The organism is Methylocaldum sp. 14B, assembly GCF_002005105.1.
Classification (GTDB): Bacteria; Pseudomonadota; Gammaproteobacteria; order Methylococcales; family Methylococcaceae; genus Methylocaldum.
In genome coordinates, this window is sequence record NZ_MSCV01000002.1 from 213,597 (window position 1) to 230,313 (window position 16,717).

A 16,717-nucleotide genomic window follows, 5' to 3' on the forward strand; every position below is an offset into this window, starting at 1 on the left:
CCGTCATTCGGGAGGTCATCCTCGTTAACGATTTCGTGGAAGGAAGCCTGAACGCAATTCGCGCCTGGGCGCCGTTTTGGAGCCGATTCAAGTAATCAAGACGAGCCTGATCCCGGGGCAAAAAAGCGTGTCCGGCTCGCCTGCCGGCTCACGGGGATGATCAACAATATGATGCTGGATTTTGCCGCACTGCATGGAATAGCCCCGCAGGCCGAGCATTTTCCGATGAGCCGGGGGAACGAAGCGTTGAGCTCTTTAGGACTGGGAAAGCACGGTACCGTGTCGTGCCGGAGGTCGACTTTGCCTCATCCGAGGCCGATCGAATTAGAGAGCGTCAGAAAGGGAGAGTTTCGTTATTCTTAAATAGAATAACGATACCAATGTATAGTCTTGTATGTAATAAGATAGGTAGGTTAAAATCCTTTACAGCGTAATAATCGACTCTCCTCTTAACCTCACCTTTAACAGCCTCGGTCTACCGGGGCTTTCTTTTGAACGAGCCTTCTTATCGACCATATCGAGGTTGACAGGCTGATTTCAAACCGCCGACGGCGCGTTTGAGCGCCGCTGGCGGTACACGATTGATTTAGATCTGTTCGGCTACGGTTACGCAGAGATTGGTCGGATTTTGCTGCGCGTCCAGCACTGGCTTGATGGTAAAGCTCACCAGATTTTCCACACCTGCATCGCCGAGATCGGTTACCGGAACACCCTCTATCTTGATCTTGGTGCCTTTGATCGACCAGGTGTAATTGGCGTCGAAGCCGGTATTGTTTCCGGAATTCTCAAGATCCACCTCGAGCGTGGCTCCGTCGCAGGCCGCTGTGGGTTTCTTCAGATCGAGCACGTGGGCGTGAAACCCGCTCTTGGGATCTACGTGCGTGCTGTCCTGTATGGGCAAATGAGTAACCAGGATCAGGACGTTGTTGGTGCCGTCGGTCAGGGCGCCATAACCGAATGCGCCTGCCTTGCCGTCCATAGGCACGGCGGCCGATGTTTCAATTTCCACGTCAAGAACCTTCCCTTTGCTCTTGTTTTCCCATTCGACTTCCGCTTGTTTCACTTTCAGATAGTTCGGTGTTTCGGCCCAACTTGGGGAGGACACGAGGATCATCGATGCCACGGAACCGAACAGGGTCATCAATCTTATCGTTTTCATCGAGAGATCTCCTTTATATTAGCGATTGGTTAAGGTGCCGAACACGGATCGGCGCCCGAAGCGATAATATGATCGACTCGATAATATTTCTAGGGAAGAGATCGAATGGGAGAAACTATTCCCGGCCAAAATTCTGATTTTCTCTCTCGCTTACAGCAAACACATGCCTGTTTTGGTCGAATCCTCTCTCGGCGATTCCCAATCGGGTTTCCGCTATCGCCTTGGCTTCAAGGCTGGTTGGTGCCTTTATCTTGATAACCTCGGTACGGCCATCGAGATAAAGATAAACGTCGTAAGTATTCATAATGGGGAACACTCGAAAGAAACTTAGAGCGGGGCTTGAGATCGCTTTTTTTCCAGCGAGTCCGACGGAAAAAATACGCGTGCGACCGTTTCCCCAAGCCAGATCGAGACGATAGAAAGAATCGAGATGTGATTCTGTGAGAAATTACCCAAGAGCCAGGCTTACAAAGCGTGCTGGCGCTCAGGTATCAGGATCGATGGCGGTCCGTCCTTGGCGGGAGATTACCTTCGCCTTGCTGTCGCAAGCCACCCCGATCGGCTGACTTAAGATCGAAGTCGCCCGGCAGAGATGTCTCTCCTGGGCGACAAGGGGGGCATCGCGCAACGCGACACCCGCGTAAGCGGGAAAGCAGTTCTAGGTGGCCGGGGAACGGGTTGCGCCGTTTATCGAGGCTTTTGATCCTTCAGCGTTGCGCTTGCTCAGTTCGTCGATGACACTGTCCAAAGAGCCGGTCCGGGCAATGTCCTCGCTAAACGTCGTGCGATAGTTTTGCACCAGACTGATGCCTTCTATCAGCACGTCATAGACTTTCCATGCGCCATTGGTGTCGACCATGCGATAGTCCACGGCGACCGGTTTTGCGCCGGGCTGGAGAATCTCGGTCTTGATGACGGCTTTCTTGTCGGCTAGCGGTGTCTGAAGCGGCAGATAGCGGATGTCCCAGTCCTTATATTCGGTGAATGCCGCGGTGTAAGTGCGAATGAGCAGCATACGGAATTCGTTTTTGAAACGTTCCCGCTGCTGTGGAGTGGCGGTTCGCCAGTGCTTGCCTAGAATGAGCAGGGCCGCGCGATCGACGTCGACATGGGGCTCCAGGATCTCCTTGACGATGCGCGTCGCTCTGGGAACGTCGAGCTTATAGTCGTATTCCCGTAAGGCTTGCTTTACCTCATCGGACGTTTTCTGAATGACTTGCTGGGGTGGAAGCAGGGCTTCAGCACCGGTCACAACCGGGAGGAACCCAAGAAAAATCGAGCACAAAGCCAGGAGGGCTTTGCCTGTTGAGGTAAATTGAAAAGTCATCGGCTAGCTCATAAAACAAAATATAAAAAAGACATTCAGCGAGCGTTCCGAATTTTTCGGGCGGCATGCTGATTTCTCGGGGTTCGGAGTCCAGAACAAACAGCAAAATGATACCGGCTTATCCGATCGGCGGTAATGGTTTTGTTCCCCGGTATACCGGTAGTTTGTCGTAGCTGGCATCGCTGTTCTTTAAGCATTCACTGTGCCAAATCTTTTCAGCTCTGACGTTTAAAGTACGACCCGATCACGAAGGAAATAATCCTTGCACCCATGATTTTTTGGTGCGAGAGGAGTCTAATAGGTCGATATCAAAACTGTGACACTGACTGCTCATAGGCGTGCGCTGCTTATGGATGTCTGCTTCAAAGAGCCCTGTCGATTACTTCGGATCCTGCTGTTCGCGTTCATCGGTGCGCTCGTGAGCGGCTGCGGCACAGGTGTTCATTATCGGGTGGGCGTCGGCGCGGGATATCCGAGTCCTTACTACCGGTACGATTATTACCCTTATAGTTATTTCCACGGATACGGCGCCTACCCTTACACGTACCGGCGACCCTACGGCTATGACCGGCGTTTCTATGGATTCGATCGTTATCATCGCCCTTATTACTGGGATAGACGGCCTTATCGCTACGATAAACCGTTCCAGTATCGCGACAGACGGCCCGATCGATTCGATAAACCATTTCAGTACCGTGACAGACAGCCTCATCGGTTCAATAAGCCTTTCCGTCACTGGGAACGGCGGCCTTATGGTTCCGGTGTGCCATTTCGTAATCCTCGGCCTCATTATCGCTACCGACGTTAACCACGTGACTGCGAGCCCTTGGCTTTGCGCCATGGCAACCCCGAAATTTTTCGTTCAATCATGGCGGGCGTATAGGGCGCCCTTTACCATCGCTTGGTTTTCCCGTAATTTGACCGGAGTGTCGGTTATTTAGGGTGAATAGGATAGAACGATGAGCAGACTGCCGGACGATTTGAAGTATGCGAAAACCCATGAATGGGCGAAACCGGAGGAGAGCGGGAACGTACGCGTGGGCATCTCCGATTACGCTCAAGAGCAATTGGGCGACGTGGTATATGTCGAGCTGCCGGAAGTCGGCCGGCGAGTTAAGGCGGGCGAAGCGTGCGCCGTGGTCGAATCGGTGAAAGCGGCCTCGGACATCTATAGCCCGGTATCCGGCGAAATCGTCGAGGTCAACGGGTCATTGTCGGATGCTCCCGAAGCGATCAACCAAGACTCCTATGCCGCGTGGTTGTTCTGCGTCAAGGCGGATGATCTTTCAGAACTAAACACCCTTTTGGATGCCGAAGCTTATAAAGCAGACGCTGAGGCCGACTAAACGGTTCGTTTGTTTTATCGCTTGTTCTCCTCCGGTAGCGATGCTAGCGAATCGAGTGTAGCGGCCGGAACAGGCACCGGCGTTTCGCATGTCTTTGGGTTATACGCGTCGCGCGTGCCAATCGGCATAAATTCTCCGGCAGATGATACATGCCGATTTGTCCGGTGTTTGCCAGGAGCGCCCATGCCTTGTCCAGGCCCAGATCGAATGTCTTGAGCCCATAGCATTCTGGCCCGGCGGAGGGGCCAGAAATAATTAAGAAAGCAAACCCTTAGCCATGCCTTTCATTCCTCATACCGAAGCCGATATCCGCGAGATGCTTGCGGCCCTCGGTGTGCCATCGACAGAAACGCTCTTCGACGAAATACCGGCGGAGTTGTGTTGCGGCGCGCTCGATCTCCCGCCCGCTTTGAAAGAAATGGAAGTTACGCGTTTGATGCGCGCACGCGCCGGCCAGAACCGTCCGCTTCTATGCTTTGCCGGCGCCGGGGCTTACGAGCACCACATACCGGCCGCGGTTTGGGCCGTAACCAGCCGGGGCGAGTATTACAGCGCGTACACGCCCTACCAGGCGGAAGCGAGTCAAGGCACGCTGCAGGTGCTCTACGAATATCAGAGCATGATGGCGAGCCTCACCGCCATGGACGTATCGAACGCTTCGCTCTACGACGGCGCGACCAGCCTCGCGGAAGCGGTGTTGATGGCGGTGCGGACGAACCGAAAATCGCATTCGCGCCGCATCCTGATGCCGAAGACCGTACATCCGTTTTACCGGCGGGTGGTCCGGACCATCGTCGGGAGCCAGGCGCTGGAACTGATCGAGCTGCCCTATGACGTCGAAACCGGGCGCGTCGATCCGGCGTCTCTGGAAATCCACTCGGGCACGGACATCGCCGCCTTGGTGATTCCCCAGATCAATTTCTTCGGCGTGCTCGAGGCCGTAGACGAACTGACCGTTTGGGCCGCCGCAAACGGCGCCATCGCCATCGCGCTGGTCAATCCCATGGCACTGGCTCTCCTTAAGCCCCCGGGCGAATGGGGGCAAGAGGGCGCCGATATCGCTTGCGGGGACGGCCAGCCTTTGGGCATACCCTTGTCGGGCGGTGGACCGTATTTCGGATTTATGTGCTGCCGCAAGGCGCACGTCCATCAACTGCCCGGACGTCTGGTCGGCCGGACCGTGGATATGGACGGCAAGCCCGGTTTCACGCTTACGCTTCAGGCACGCGAGCAACATATCCGCCGCGGCCGGGCTACCTCCAATATCTGCACCAACCAGGGCTTGATGGTCACGGCGGCGACCATTTACATGGCGCTCTTAGGGCCGGAAGGATTGCGGCGAGTCGCTTTGCAGAGCCATCAAAACACGCTCAGCCTGATGAGTAGCTTGACTGCCGTCGACAGCGTCGAGCGGGTTTTCTCGGGGCCTTTCTTCCATGAAGCGGTTTTCCGCACGCGGAGGCCCGCCAGGGAGATCATGGACGGTTTGGCGGAACGGGGGATTCTTGGAGGACACGAACTCGCAAGGGATTATCCGGAACTCGGCGAAGCAATTCTGGTTTGTGTCACGGAAACGCGTACTCAGGAGGATATCGAATCGTACGCACGCCAAATAGCGTCGCTGCTTAGCCATGGCTGAAGAAGTCGGAGCCGACATAATGCTGATTTTCGATCGTTCGCGCCGAGGGCGCGCCGCGCATGCCCAGTTGCTCCCGGAATCCGGTGAATCGCCGGCCATTCCCGATTATTTGTTGCGCAAGACTCGTCCGGCCTTGCCCGAAGTCTCAGAGCTGGACGCCGTTCGCCATTACACCCGGCTGTCCCAGCAAAATTACTCCATAGACACCCAGTTTTATCCCCTGGGCTCTTGCACCATGAAGTACAACCCCAAGGTTTGCCATGACCTCGCAAGTCTGCCCGGATTTCTGAATACCCATCCTCTGGGGCTGGAGCGGACCGGGCAAGGGACTTTGGCCGGTCTGTACGAGCTCCAGGAGATGCTCGCGGAAATCACCGGCATGGCCGGGGTTTCGCTGGCCTGCGCGGCCGGGGCGCAGGGCGAATTCGCCGGTGTCGCCATGATCCGCGCTTACCACAGGTTGCGGGACGATTTAGCTCGAACCGAAATGCTGGTGCCCGACGCCGCGCACGGCACCAATCCCGCTTCGGCGTCCATGGGCGGCTTTCGGGTACGGGAAGTCGCCACCGATGCCGACGGCAACGTGGATCTCACTGCACTGGAGCTGGCCGTGGGTCCGCAAACCGCCGGCATCATGCTCACCAATCCCTCGACTTTGGGAGTGTTCGACCAGCACATTCGAGCCATCGCCGATATCGTGCACCGGGCCGGCGGGCTGCTCTATTACGACGGCGCCAATCTGAACGCCATCGCCGGCAAAGTGCGCCCCGGCGACATGGGCTTCGACGTCATTCATCTCAATCTCCACAAGACGTTTTCGACGCCCCACGGCGGCGGCGGTCCGGGTGCGGGCCCGGTGGGCGTGGGTGACAAGCTGCTGCCCTTCCTGCCTCTGCCCGTCATTGTGAAAGACGGGTCGCGCTATCGCATGCTGACCGAAACCGAGCGGCCGCACAGCATCGGGCATCTGGTCACGTTCGCGGGAAATGTCGGCGTTCTCCTGCGCGCTTATGTCTACATCCGAATGCTAGGCCATGAAGGCCTCGAGCGGGTGGCGGAATTCTCGACCCTGAACGCCAATTATCTGCTCAAGAAACTGGTCGAAGCCGGATTCGAACCCGCTTTTCCGCAGCGCCGCGCCGCCCACGAGTTCATCATTACGCTGAAGCGGCTGGCCAAAGAACATCATGTTACGGCGCTGGACTTCGCTAAACGCCTGTTGGATTATGGCGTCCATGCGCCGACGGTATATTTTCCGCTCTTGATTCCCGAGTGTTTTCTCATCGAGCCGACCGAGACGGAAAGCAAGGAAGCCCTGGATGCGTTTGTCCGGATAATGGCCGAGATTCTGAAAGAAGCGGAGACCGACCCGGATCGGCTTAAGAGCGCACCCCATTCGCTGCCGGTGCGCCGTTTGGATGAAGTCCGGGCGGCGCGGCACCCCGATCTCGCCTATAAATCAGAATAAGAACCCCTCTATGGCAGGACAAACGCTCACGGGCATTGCCCGTTTTTACGCGGCATTTACCAATTCCATTTCGGGTATCCGGGCCGCCTGGCTGAATGAGGAGGCGTTTCGGCAGGAGTGTCTGCTGGTCCTCGCCGGCGTTCCCTTGGGGCTGTGGATCGGCCAGAACGGCATCGAACGCGCGCTTCTGATCGGCGTGTTGCTGAACGTCTTGATCGTCGAATTGTTGAACAGCGCCGTCGAAGCGACCGTCGACCGTATCGGTTTCGAACGGCACGAATTGTCCGGCCGCGCCAAGGATATTGGATCGGCGGCCGTGTTTTTCTCGCTGGTCCTCGCCGGTGCGGTCTGGTTACTGATTTTGATTCGATAAAAAGGTAAAAAAGAATGACAGCGTTAATCTGCGGCTCGGTGGCCTACGACACTATCATGGTGTTTCAGGATCGATTCAAGAATCACATCCTGCCGGAGCAGGTCCATATCCTGAACGTCTCCTTTCTGGTTCCGGAACTCCGCCGTGAATATGGCGGCTGCGCCGGCAATATTGCTTATAACCTCAAGCTCTTGGGCGCCGATCCTCTGCCCATGGCCACTGTGGGCAAGGATTTCACACCCTACGCGCAGTGGCTGGGCTACTGCGGCATTAATCAGGATTTCATCAAGGTCCTGGGCGACAGCTATACGGCACAGGCTTATATCACCACGGACATGGACGACAACCAGATCACGGCTTTCCACCCTGGCGCGATGTCGTTTTCCCATCTGAACCGAGTACCCACGGATTGCGGCATCCGCATCGGCATCGTGGCGCCGGACGGCAAGGACGGCATGGTTCAGCATGCCGCCCAATTCGCCGAAGCCGGCATCCCGTTCATCTTCGATCCCGGCCAGGGCATGCCTATGTTCGACGGACAGGAACTCTTGAGTTTCGTCGAGCTGGCGACCTGGGTGACCTTGAACGACTACGAAGCGCAGCTCATGCAGGATCGCACCGGTCTCGCGCCGGAAGAACTCGCGCAGCGCGTCGAAGCGCTGATCGTCACCAAGGGCGCACAAGGATCGTTGATTTATGCCAATGGCATCCGCCACGAAATACCGCCGGCAAAGCCGACTGCAGTGCTCGATCCGACCGGTTGCGGTGACGCCTACCGCGCCGGGCTGATCTACGGCCTTCTGGAAGAATTCGACTGGCCCACCATAGGCCGTATCGCCTCGTTGATGGGAGCCATCAAGGTCGAGACCTTCGGCACCCAGAATCACAGCTTCACCCTGCATGCGTTCAAGGAGCGCTATCGGGAAAGCTTCGGCTGCGAGCTGCCCGATCGGATATGACGAATATCCAGCGGCTGTTGGACATCATGGCGCGCTTGCGCCATCCCGAGACGGGGTGTCCCTGGGACTTGCAGCAGGACTTCGCGAGCCTCGTACCCTACACCTTGGAAGAGGCGTACGAGGTCGCCGATGCGGCGGAGCGCGGGGATATCGAGGATTTACGCGAAGAATTGGGCGATTTGCTTTTGCAGGTCGTTTTCCATTCGCGGATCGCCGAGGACCGCAGCTTGTTCACTTTCGAAGACGTGGCTGGCGCGATCAGCGAAAAGCTGATACGCCGACATCCCCATGTTTTCGGCGGGGCCGTATTCGAGACCGATGCCGAAAGGCATGAGTATTGGGAATCATCGAAAGCCGCCGAGCGCCGGGAAAAAGGCAAAACGGAGCAGGACGAAAGCGCTTTGAGCGGCATCGCGGCGAATTTGCCGGCGCTCGTAGCCGCGCAGAAATTGCAGAAGCGGGCCGCGCGACACGGCTTCGATTGGCCCGACATAGGGCCGGTTTTCGCCAAAGTCAGAGAAGAATTGGACGAGCTCGAGGCCGCCTGCGCAACGGGCGACCAAAGCCATATCCGGGAAGAAATCGGCGATTTGCTGTTCGTCGTCGTCAATCTCGCCCGGCACCTCGAGGTCGATGCCGAGACGGCGCTTCGGAGCGGCAACCGAAAGTTCATCAACCGCTTTCGCTATATCGAAAAGCAATTGTCGGCACGGGGAAAATCCTTGACTGAGTCCACACTGGCCGAGATGGACGCCTTGTGGGATGAGGCAAAACGAAGTTTGTCAGATTAGGCATGTAGGATGCGCTGAGGTACGACAAATCGGCAAGATCGCCGATTTGCACGGAGAGAGCCGCCCGGAGGGAGCCGGGCAGGATAGCCCGGCATGAACCGAACCGCATCAATCGCGAACGATGCCTGTCCTGAGCTCAGTCGAAGGGCCCGTCCTGAGCCGAGTCGAAGGGCGCTTCCCTTCGTTCAGCACATCCTACGAATTTGTTCGGGTCTACACCTTGGACGTAGGTCGGCAATCCTTTGCCGACAAACCCGCTGACGAAGCCGAAAGGTTTAATCCACCAAAATGGACGTTGAAGTTGAAGCTACGACACGAACACCCCTGGGATGTCACACCGCAAGAAGCGATCGCCATTCAGAAACGGCTGCGAAACCTCGTCAGTTTGCAGGACGAATTACCGGAAACGGTCCGATGCGTAGCCGGGGTGGACGTCGGTTTCGAAGAAGGGGGCACTGTCACGCGAGCTGCCGTGGCGAAGTTGAGTTTCCCCGAGCTGGAGTTGATCGATAGCGCCGTCGCGAGGCGGCCGACTTCGTTTCCTTATATTCCGGGCCTTCTATCCTTCCGGGAAATTCCAGCCATCTTGGATGCCTTGCAAGCTTTGCGAGACCTGCCGGATTTGATGCTGGTCGATGGTCAAGGCTATGCGCATCCTCGCCGCTTGGGCATAGCTTGTCATTTGGGGGTACTAACCGATATCCCGACGATAGGCGTCGGAAAGACACGGCTCTTGGGTGTTCATGACGGCGTTCCAGACCGGCGCGGCGCCTGGGTTCCCCTTTTGGACAAAGGGGAGACCATCGGAGCCGTGTTAAGGACGAGGCAGGGCGTCAAACCGGTTTACATCTCGCCCGGCCACCGTGTCGCTTTGCAGACGGCCGTCGAATGGGTGATGCGCTGCACTAAGCGTTACCGCTTGCCCGAAACGACGCGGCATGCACACCGCCTCGCTTCGGGATAACGAATGCGAAATTCTCGTAGCTCCGCGTGCTCTTACGGTTTACTTGCGGGGAGTTCCTTGTCGCGATAGTGGACATCCGTCCAGCAAACCGGAAGCTCTTCGCCTGACGGAAATACCAATTCGGTCTTCGGGAATTTTTCCGGATCCTGCATCTCCTCGCCCCAATGCAAGCGCCCGACTATGTTTTTATGTATCGGATTGACCAAATCGTTGAGACCGAGAATCTCGACCAGATGTCCATTCTTTTTCAGTTTGAGAAACATGGCACATGTCTCCTCTCAGGAATGAATTCGTTTAAAGGCTCGTCATCCGTGGATTGAATTCTACTGTAGAGCGATTTTGGGCGCGATGCAATCACTCGGAACGTTCGCCGCCCCAAAGAGATTCGATGCCCCAGTAAACCAACTGCGTCAAAACGACGCCTACCCCGAAACCGCCGATAAAAAACTCCGACGCATGATGCTGCATGGTGGTCGCGAGAAACTTGCCGGTAAAAAATCCAACTACCAGCGACAAGCCGATACGCAATCGTTTGAATATTTCTTCTGTGTTCATGGCTGAGCGAACTTATAAAGTTGAATGAGAAAGTTCTCGGGCAAACTTTAACCTAGAAGCGACAATTGGACGCAGTCGACGTCGTTTCTCCGCTAAGTGGCTTAAGGACTGGCTCCAGCCCGCGGCAATCCACGTTTTTCCCCGGTACTCCGAGGTTTGCTGGGTGAGTTAGGTGCGCACCGGGACGGGGCGCCGGCTGAACTTCATCGGCCGTAACGAAATCTTAGTGATTACACTGACAGACGAAACGGGTTCGCAAAGATGCCGGTATCCGACGAGTACACCTTGAATGAACTGACTGCGTGGTTCCGCCGGCGGCTGGATGAACTGAGAATCCATTTCGACGACGAGCCACTCAGTTACGAGGCTAATACAGCTTACGATATCGCCTTTTATCGTCTTCTGGCGGAAGCCCGAGACGCATGGCTGGCGCGTCACGGTTACACTCCCACGCCGGGACAGCTCACCAAAGCCTTCTTCAATGCGGAATTCGAACGCTCGCGCGAACAACGCCTTGCCAAGCGCAATTGGCTGTCGCGCGCCATTTGCCGATTGTTTCCTTTCAAGGTGTCTCGAAGGCCGTTCCACGTGAAATAACACCTGCCCGACCTTTTCTTCTTCAGTTCCCTCGGCACACACGAAAGCCCATCGAAAACAAGAGATCCGCTTGAATTCGGTAATTCGAGCGCATCCCTTTGATCATCGGAGGGCAACAATCCGCCCTATCCTCTTCTTGCGGCTGTTTTGGACGCGCCGCTCCATCACGGCCGTTCGTCGGATAAATCCTACCGATTGTCGGCTTCTGCCGATGCAGCGAAAAAGCGCTGCTATAACTATCGGCATGAAAACAGATCATGAAAACGGTTTTACATTAATCGAGCTGATGGTCGCGGTAGCGGTGCTTGCCGTGACACTCACCATCGGGGTACCCAGCTTTCGAGAGACGATACTTAATAATCGCCAGACGACACAGATCAACGAACTGGTAGCTGATGTGGGTCTTGCGAGAAGCGAAGCCATCAAGCGGGGTATTCCGGTGACGCTATGCAAGAGAAACACAAGCGGTAACAACTGCGACTCCAGTGCCGCATGGGCGGACGGCTGGATAATATTCTCGGATCGCAACCGCAACGGGGTTTTGGACGGCGACGACAATCTGCTCCAGGTAAAACCGCCACTGGCTTCTGGAACCACCCTTACCTTCAGCGGGGGTCGGGTTACCTTCGATGCACGAGGTTTTTCCGCCGGGTTCAATGGCACATTCATTTTTTGCGACAGCCGGGGATCGAGCAAAGCCAAAGGCCGCGTCCTTTCCAACACTGGAAGACTTAGGGAACCCACAGACAGCTTGAGCTGTAACTAAAACCGATATGAAACGACTAGATTCTCGAATAAGTTTTTTCTGCGGTTCGGATCGTATTTACGAATACGGCCGCATGCCATTGAAGTCGGCAAACTCGCGCCCTTGGCATCTCCTGGCAAGGATGGGAGGTTTCTCCATGTTGGAAGTGCTGATCAGCGTCTTGGTCTTTTCCATAGGCGTCCTCGGCATCGCCGCGCTTCAGCTCAAGGCCAAGCAGTCGGGTTACGAGGCCGTACAGCGGACTTTGGCCACGTCCTTGGCCACCGAGCTGCTGGAAAGGATGAGGTTGAATTCGTCGGGCACGTCTTTGATCAATTACGTCACGGCCAACGGCACACAGACATTCAATTCGTCCACTCCGCCCGCAGCCGCTCCGAACTGCTCGGCCGGCTGCACTTCTACTCAAATTGCCGCCTTGGACTTGCGGAATTTTTGGGATGCCTTGAATGGCGCCAGCGAAACCCGGAACGGGAATCAAACCGGCGGCTTGGTCAATCCAACTACGTGTATCAGCGGCCCGGCGACCGGCACGCCCGGTACCTACACGGTTACCATCGCGTGGCGCGGTCAGGCCGATTTAGCGTGGAGCAATCAAGGTGTCAACGCCAGCACCTGTGGCCAGGGAAGTTACGACGGACCGAGCGGCACGAACGGCTATCGCCGCATCTTATCCATCACCACCTGGATCGGACCATGAGCAGATTGATACATACCACCACATTCAGGCAATCCGGCGTCGGCTTGGTCGAGCTCATGGTGGCGCTGGTCTTGGGCTTGTTCGTCACCGCCGGCGTCACCAGCATGTTTGTTCAGAACAAGGGGAGTTATAACCAGGACGAGCGGAGCGCCCGAATGCAGGAAAGCGCACGCTATGCTCTGCAACTACTGGCACGCGATTTGTCGATGACGGGCTTCTGGGGAGGGGTGGTCGGTTCCGGCAGTGATATCGATAGCTCAGGGCCCTCGACCGCGGGAACCGGGGCCGCCTGGGCCTATAACTTGGCATCGACGATCGATTATTTCGTACCTTCCGTAGCGGCGCCCGCTCCTACTTCTAGATTCGCTTGGTTCAGTGTCCCAAGCGGGTCAAGCTATAAATCCAATACTAATATTCTCGCCGTCAAGCATGTCTCCGGAGTCAATTATCAGAACCCCAGCACACCTCCTGCAGGCGTCTACGTCAGCACGGTGGGAGCCGGCGGCACTCTGGCGACACGGGACGGCGTTACCCAAACCCCCGCGGGAATGCAGGACTGGGAATATCAATCCCATATGTATTACATCGCCACCGACGATACCACGGGAGTTCCATGGCTGCGCCGGAAGCATCTTGTAAATGGTGCCATGAGCGAGCAAGGCGAAGGGGAATTGGTAGAAGGCATCGAGTTTCTCTACGTCGAATTCGGTATCGATACCGACGGCGACGGCATTCCGAATCGGTATCTGTCCAACCCTTCCGCTACGCAGCTGCAAACCGCGGTTAGCGCACGCATCTCTTTGCTGGTCCGCAGCTCAGACCAGGATTTTTCCTCTCCCGCCGACGACAAGACCTATTTGCTCGTAGATGCGGATGGAGACGGCGCATACGACTCAGGTGTCGATGTGAGTGTCAATGGGATTCTTAACGGCGGCAATGCCTTCAACGATCACTATTACCGCCGGATGTACACAACCACTGTGCAACTACGAAATACCCAATACCAACTCCTTCTGCAAGGAGCGACCGCCTCATGAAGCACTTCAGTAATCTTCACATTCAGAGGGGCGCCGCTTTAGTGGTGTCGCTGCTGATTCTCCTGGTGGTGACGATCGTCGGATTGGCCGGGATGCGGACGAGCACTCAAGAGCTGCGTATGGCCAGTAATGCCGAAGATAAAGAGACGGCATTTCAACAAGCACAAGCGGCTATCGATTACCTCGTCAATAATCCGGATCTGCTCCCGGTCATCGGCAATGTCGGTTATGCCCTCTGTACGGCAAACCAAACCAAGGCGGACGGAACGGCTTGCGACCAAACCAACATCGATCTTCCTGCTCCGCCATTCGACGACAGCGCCACGGGTACCAGCAGATTACGACTTACTCGCCAGAATCCTGGTACCGGTTTGCCGCCCCGCCTTTTGGCTACCAGCTCGGCCATGTTCGCATCGGCTTATTACCTGGGGGAAAGCCAATACGATGCTACAGGCGTCGGACGCGGCGCGGCCGGTTTGGGCGCCGGACTGATGCGGATCATACCCAAATGAAAAAGAACTCGCGGAGTGCATCCATGAAACTCGCAACAGTCTTGGTCTCCTCTCTGATTGCCATTTTGAGTCTGCAACCCGCTCATGGCGAGGACACCGACATTTATCTGAACTCAGCCAGCACCGAGGGCGGAAGTCCCATGGTGATGTTTGCTCTAGATTACCGCTCGAATTTGGGGTCGACGGTTTGTCAGGGCAGCGAGTGCAACAGTCTCCGCTCGGCCGTATCGCCGAGCACGGGAACGACTTATCTTCCCGCTAGCGGCACCGTCAGTTTTTTCGAGCTGTTGCGGGCTGTCTTGAGAAAAGTGACGGACGATCTGGCGCCGCAGCTCACCGGCGTGAAGTTCGGACTCATGATCAACCATAACAACAATAACAATTGCGAAGGCCCCAACAGAACCGGTTGCAGTAACGGCGGCTATATGATGCTGGGTTTCGATACCGGCACAAGCCGTCTGCACAACAAGCTTGCTCAAATCCCGGTGCCGCAAGGCAATCTTGCCCATTCGTTTCAGGGAAAGGAGCTTTATTTCGAGCTGTTCCGCTATTTGACGGGCCAGGATATCTATAACGGCCATAATGGCTGGACCGATTACGACACGAACAACCAGCAAAACTTGCCCGTTGATAATCCCGACATCAGTTGGGATACCTCCATAGAAACGGGAAACCGCTACACTAGCCCTTTGTCCGGGACCCAATGCAGTAAGATTTTCGTCATCAACATCATGTTCCAGGTGTCCCAGCAGGATTCCGATTCGGATCTGGCGATCAGGGAGACCAAGGCCAACGGCGGCATGAACCAGCTGAACATCACCGGCACTAACAACAACTTCTCGACCGTGATCCGCTTTATGCGCGATGCTGATTTGGCGGATGGAACTTGGGGACAACACAATCCGGATCTGGAAGACGTCCAAAATGTCACTTCCTTTTTCTTCGTCGATCAGACCAAGGTCAACACAACTACCAACGGTTATGCGTCGGCCGGCGGTACGAATGCGGCGCTGCCTTTGAGCAGCAATCCCGATGATCTGGTCAAGCAGTTTAAAGATGTTTTTGAGCAAATTTTGAGCATCAGCACGACCTTCGTATCCGCCGCCGTTCCGGTCAATGTCTTCAACCGTACCGAAACGCTCGAAAATGTGTTTTATGCCTTGTTCCAGCCGGAAGGTACCCCCCGCTGGAACGGCAATCTCAAACGTCTGAAACTGGCGGTTGACGAGAGCACCGGAAATTTGCTGGTTCTCGATCAGAACGACAACGAGGCCATTTCGGCGACCGACGGTCGGATCAAGAACGAAGCTCTGACCTTTTGGACCAGTGCCGGTGGCGCGGACGTCGTAGCGGCCGATACGGAGATTGGTGAAGTTTCAGGCAAGGATGGCCGTAGCGTCTCGCGTGGTGGCGCCGGACAAAAAATTCCCGGTTTTCTGGGCGGCAGTCCAGGCACTAGCAATACATCCGGCGCCCGAAAGCTTTTTACCGAGCCGGACAGCTATACAAACGGAACGCCCACCGCATTCCGCGCGCTGAACGCGGATGATGCGACGACGGCTGGCGTCTCCGTAATCTGGGACAAGCTTAAACTTAGGGGCGCGAACAAGTCGACATCCTGTTCTCCTTCGACGGATTGCTGGACCACCGCCGCCAGCTACGCGACCGCCTCCGCGACGGATCAAACCATGGCGATCGATCTTCTCAAGTTCGCCCGCGGACTCGACCCGTTCGACCTGGACGCCGACGGGAGCATCTCGGACGTGCATCCATGGGCTACGCCGAGCGCTACGCCGAGCGGCCAGAGCCCCCAAAAGCCCTGGCTGATGGCCGATCCCTTGCATTCGAAGCCGACACCCATCAATTACGGCGCGCGAACGGCGGCGGGCTATTCGAACACGGTGCAGGATGTGCGTATTCTCTTGGCGGGCAACGACGGCTATCTGCATATGTTCCGCAACTCGACCTCCGGCAGTTCGCCCGAAGTGCCGAGCGGCGTGGAGGATTGGGCTTTTATGCCGAGGTCTCTGATCGGCAACCTCAAACTTTTAGCGGAGAATGCAGATGCTACGCCGCATGTGTATGGGCTAGATGGTAAGGCCGCCGTCTATATGAAGGACACCGACGGCGACGGTACGATCGAATCGGGAGAAAAGGTCTGGGCCTACATAGGTATGCGGCGCGGCGGCAAGGCTTATTACGCTTTGGACATCAGCGACCCGGACGATCCCAAAATGCTGTGGTCGATTTCCAAAACCAGCGGCGGTAATTTCGACGACTTGGGATGGACCTTCTCCGATCCGGTTGTAGGCAGCTTGAACTGGGGAAGCGGCGAGAAGCCCGTCGTGATCTTCGCGGGCGGGTACGACGCCAATAAAGACACCCGAAGCGGCGCCGATTCCAATAATGCCGCAACCGGCACCAACGATAGCGAGGGCAACGCGATCTATATCGTCGATGCCGAAACCGGAGCTCTGGTGTGGAAAGCGGCCAAAACGTGCGGAAGCATTCCGGCGACCCAATGCAG

At 56.3% G+C, this 16,717-nt stretch carries 19 protein-coding genes; 13 read left to right on the forward strand and 6 right to left on the reverse strand.

The window, feature by feature from the left end; all coding sequences use genetic code 11:
• Window positions 1–586: 586 nt before the first annotated feature.
• From B2A78_RS02475 to B2A78_RS02490, 4 genes are all read right to left on the reverse strand, one after another.
• The gene (locus tag B2A78_RS02475) at window positions 587–1,159 is read right to left on the reverse strand and encodes a hypothetical protein (RefSeq protein WP_077728325.1); all 573 of its coding nucleotides are present in this window, start codon (window positions 1,157–1,159) and stop codon (window positions 587–589) included.
• A 115-nt stretch (window positions 1,160–1,274) separates the two neighbouring features.
• Entirely contained in the window at window positions 1,275–1,463 is a 189-nt protein-coding gene (locus tag B2A78_RS02480) for a hypothetical protein (protein WP_077728326.1), read from the reverse strand.
• Between the two features lie 354 nt (window positions 1,464–1,817).
• On the reverse strand, window positions 1,818–2,486 hold the full coding sequence (locus B2A78_RS02485) for an ABC transporter substrate-binding protein (RefSeq protein WP_077728327.1): 669 nt from the start codon (window positions 2,484–2,486) through the stop codon (window positions 1,818–1,820).
• A gap of 379 nt (window positions 2,487–2,865) precedes the next feature.
• The gene (locus tag B2A78_RS02490) at window positions 2,866–3,327 is read right to left on the reverse strand and encodes a hypothetical protein (RefSeq protein ID WP_077728328.1); all 462 of its coding nucleotides are present in this window, start codon (window positions 3,325–3,327) and stop codon (window positions 2,866–2,868) included.
• Window positions 3,328–3,445: 118 nt separating this feature from the next.
• On the opposite strand from B2A78_RS02490, the gene gcvH reads away from it, so the two are divergent.
• The 7 genes from gcvH (at window position 3,446) to nfi (ending at window position 10,026) form a co-directional block, all read left to right on the forward strand.
• Window positions 3,446–3,832: a glycine cleavage system protein GcvH gene (gene gcvH / locus B2A78_RS02495; protein WP_077728329.1), complete on the forward strand. Its 387-nt coding sequence runs from the start codon at window positions 3,446–3,448 to the stop codon at window positions 3,830–3,832.
• A 277-nt stretch (window positions 3,833–4,109) separates the two neighbouring features.
• The gene (gcvPA, locus tag B2A78_RS02500; RefSeq protein ID WP_077728330.1) at window positions 4,110–5,471 is read left to right on the forward strand and encodes an aminomethyl-transferring glycine dehydrogenase subunit GcvPA; all 1,362 of its coding nucleotides are present in this window, start codon (window positions 4,110–4,112) and stop codon (window positions 5,469–5,471) included.
• A gap of 19 nt (window positions 5,472–5,490) precedes the next feature.
• Complete coding sequence (gcvPB, locus tag B2A78_RS02505; RefSeq protein ID WP_077728350.1) at window positions 5,491–6,939, forward strand: aminomethyl-transferring glycine dehydrogenase subunit GcvPB; 1,449 nt, start codon at window positions 5,491–5,493, stop codon at window positions 6,937–6,939.
• 10 nt (window positions 6,940–6,949) lie between these two features.
• Entirely contained in the window at window positions 6,950–7,312 is a 363-nt protein-coding gene (locus B2A78_RS02510) for a diacylglycerol kinase (RefSeq protein ID WP_077728331.1), read from the forward strand.
• A gap of 14 nt (window positions 7,313–7,326) precedes the next feature.
• The gene (locus B2A78_RS02515) at window positions 7,327–8,271 is read left to right on the forward strand and encodes a carbohydrate kinase family protein (protein WP_077728332.1); all 945 of its coding nucleotides are present in this window, start codon (window positions 7,327–7,329) and stop codon (window positions 8,269–8,271) included.
• Window positions 8,268–9,062: a nucleoside triphosphate pyrophosphohydrolase gene (mazG, locus tag B2A78_RS02520; protein ID WP_077728333.1), complete on the forward strand. Its 795-nt coding sequence runs from the start codon at window positions 8,268–8,270 to the stop codon at window positions 9,060–9,062. Before B2A78_RS02515 ends, mazG begins: the two co-directional genes overlap by 4 nt.
• A 301-nt stretch (window positions 9,063–9,363) precedes the next feature.
• Window positions 9,364–10,026: a deoxyribonuclease V gene (gene nfi / locus B2A78_RS02525; RefSeq protein WP_077728351.1), complete on the forward strand. Its 663-nt coding sequence runs from the start codon at window positions 9,364–9,366 to the stop codon at window positions 10,024–10,026.
• A 32-nt stretch (window positions 10,027–10,058) separates the two neighbouring features.
• Here the strand turns inward: nfi and B2A78_RS02530 are convergent, their stop codons facing one another.
• Window positions 10,059–10,289: an acetyltransferase gene (locus tag B2A78_RS02530; RefSeq protein WP_077728334.1), complete on the reverse strand. Its 231-nt coding sequence runs from the start codon at window positions 10,287–10,289 to the stop codon at window positions 10,059–10,061.
• A 91-nt stretch (window positions 10,290–10,380) separates the two neighbouring features.
• Window positions 10,381–10,581, reverse strand: a complete 201-nt coding sequence (locus B2A78_RS02535) for a hypothetical protein (protein WP_077728335.1) — start codon at window positions 10,579–10,581, stop codon at window positions 10,381–10,383.
• A 285-nt stretch (window positions 10,582–10,866) separates the two neighbouring features.
• On the opposite strand from B2A78_RS02535, the gene B2A78_RS02540 reads away from it, so the two are divergent.
• The 6 genes from B2A78_RS02540 to B2A78_RS02565 all read left to right on the forward strand — a co-directional run.
• Complete coding sequence (locus tag B2A78_RS02540; protein WP_133716313.1) at window positions 10,867–11,178, forward strand: hypothetical protein; 312 nt, start codon at window positions 10,867–10,869, stop codon at window positions 11,176–11,178.
• A 70-nt stretch (window positions 11,179–11,248) separates the two neighbouring features.
• The gene (locus tag B2A78_RS02545) at window positions 11,249–11,944 is read left to right on the forward strand and encodes a GspH/FimT family pseudopilin (protein WP_143735047.1); all 696 of its coding nucleotides are present in this window, start codon (window positions 11,249–11,251) and stop codon (window positions 11,942–11,944) included.
• 136 nt (window positions 11,945–12,080) lie between these two features.
• Window positions 12,081–12,641, forward strand: a complete 561-nt coding sequence (gene pilV, locus B2A78_RS02550; protein WP_168175323.1) for a type IV pilus modification protein PilV — start codon at window positions 12,081–12,083, stop codon at window positions 12,639–12,641.
• On the forward strand, window positions 12,638–13,678 hold the full coding sequence (locus B2A78_RS02555; protein ID WP_077728339.1) for a PilW family protein: 1,041 nt from the start codon (window positions 12,638–12,640) through the stop codon (window positions 13,676–13,678). Before pilV ends, B2A78_RS02555 begins: the two co-directional genes overlap by 4 nt.
• Window positions 13,675–14,190 carry a PilX N-terminal domain-containing pilus assembly protein gene (locus B2A78_RS02560; protein ID WP_077728340.1) on the forward strand — a complete coding sequence of 172 codons (516 nt, stop codon included), beginning with the start codon at window positions 13,675–13,677 and terminating at the stop codon, window positions 14,188–14,190. Before B2A78_RS02555 ends, B2A78_RS02560 begins: the two co-directional genes overlap by 4 nt.
• 23 nt (window positions 14,191–14,213) lie before the next feature.
• The coding region (locus tag B2A78_RS02565) for a PilC/PilY family type IV pilus protein (RefSeq protein ID WP_077728352.1) at window positions 14,214–16,717 on the forward strand (2,504 nt) is incomplete at its 3' end.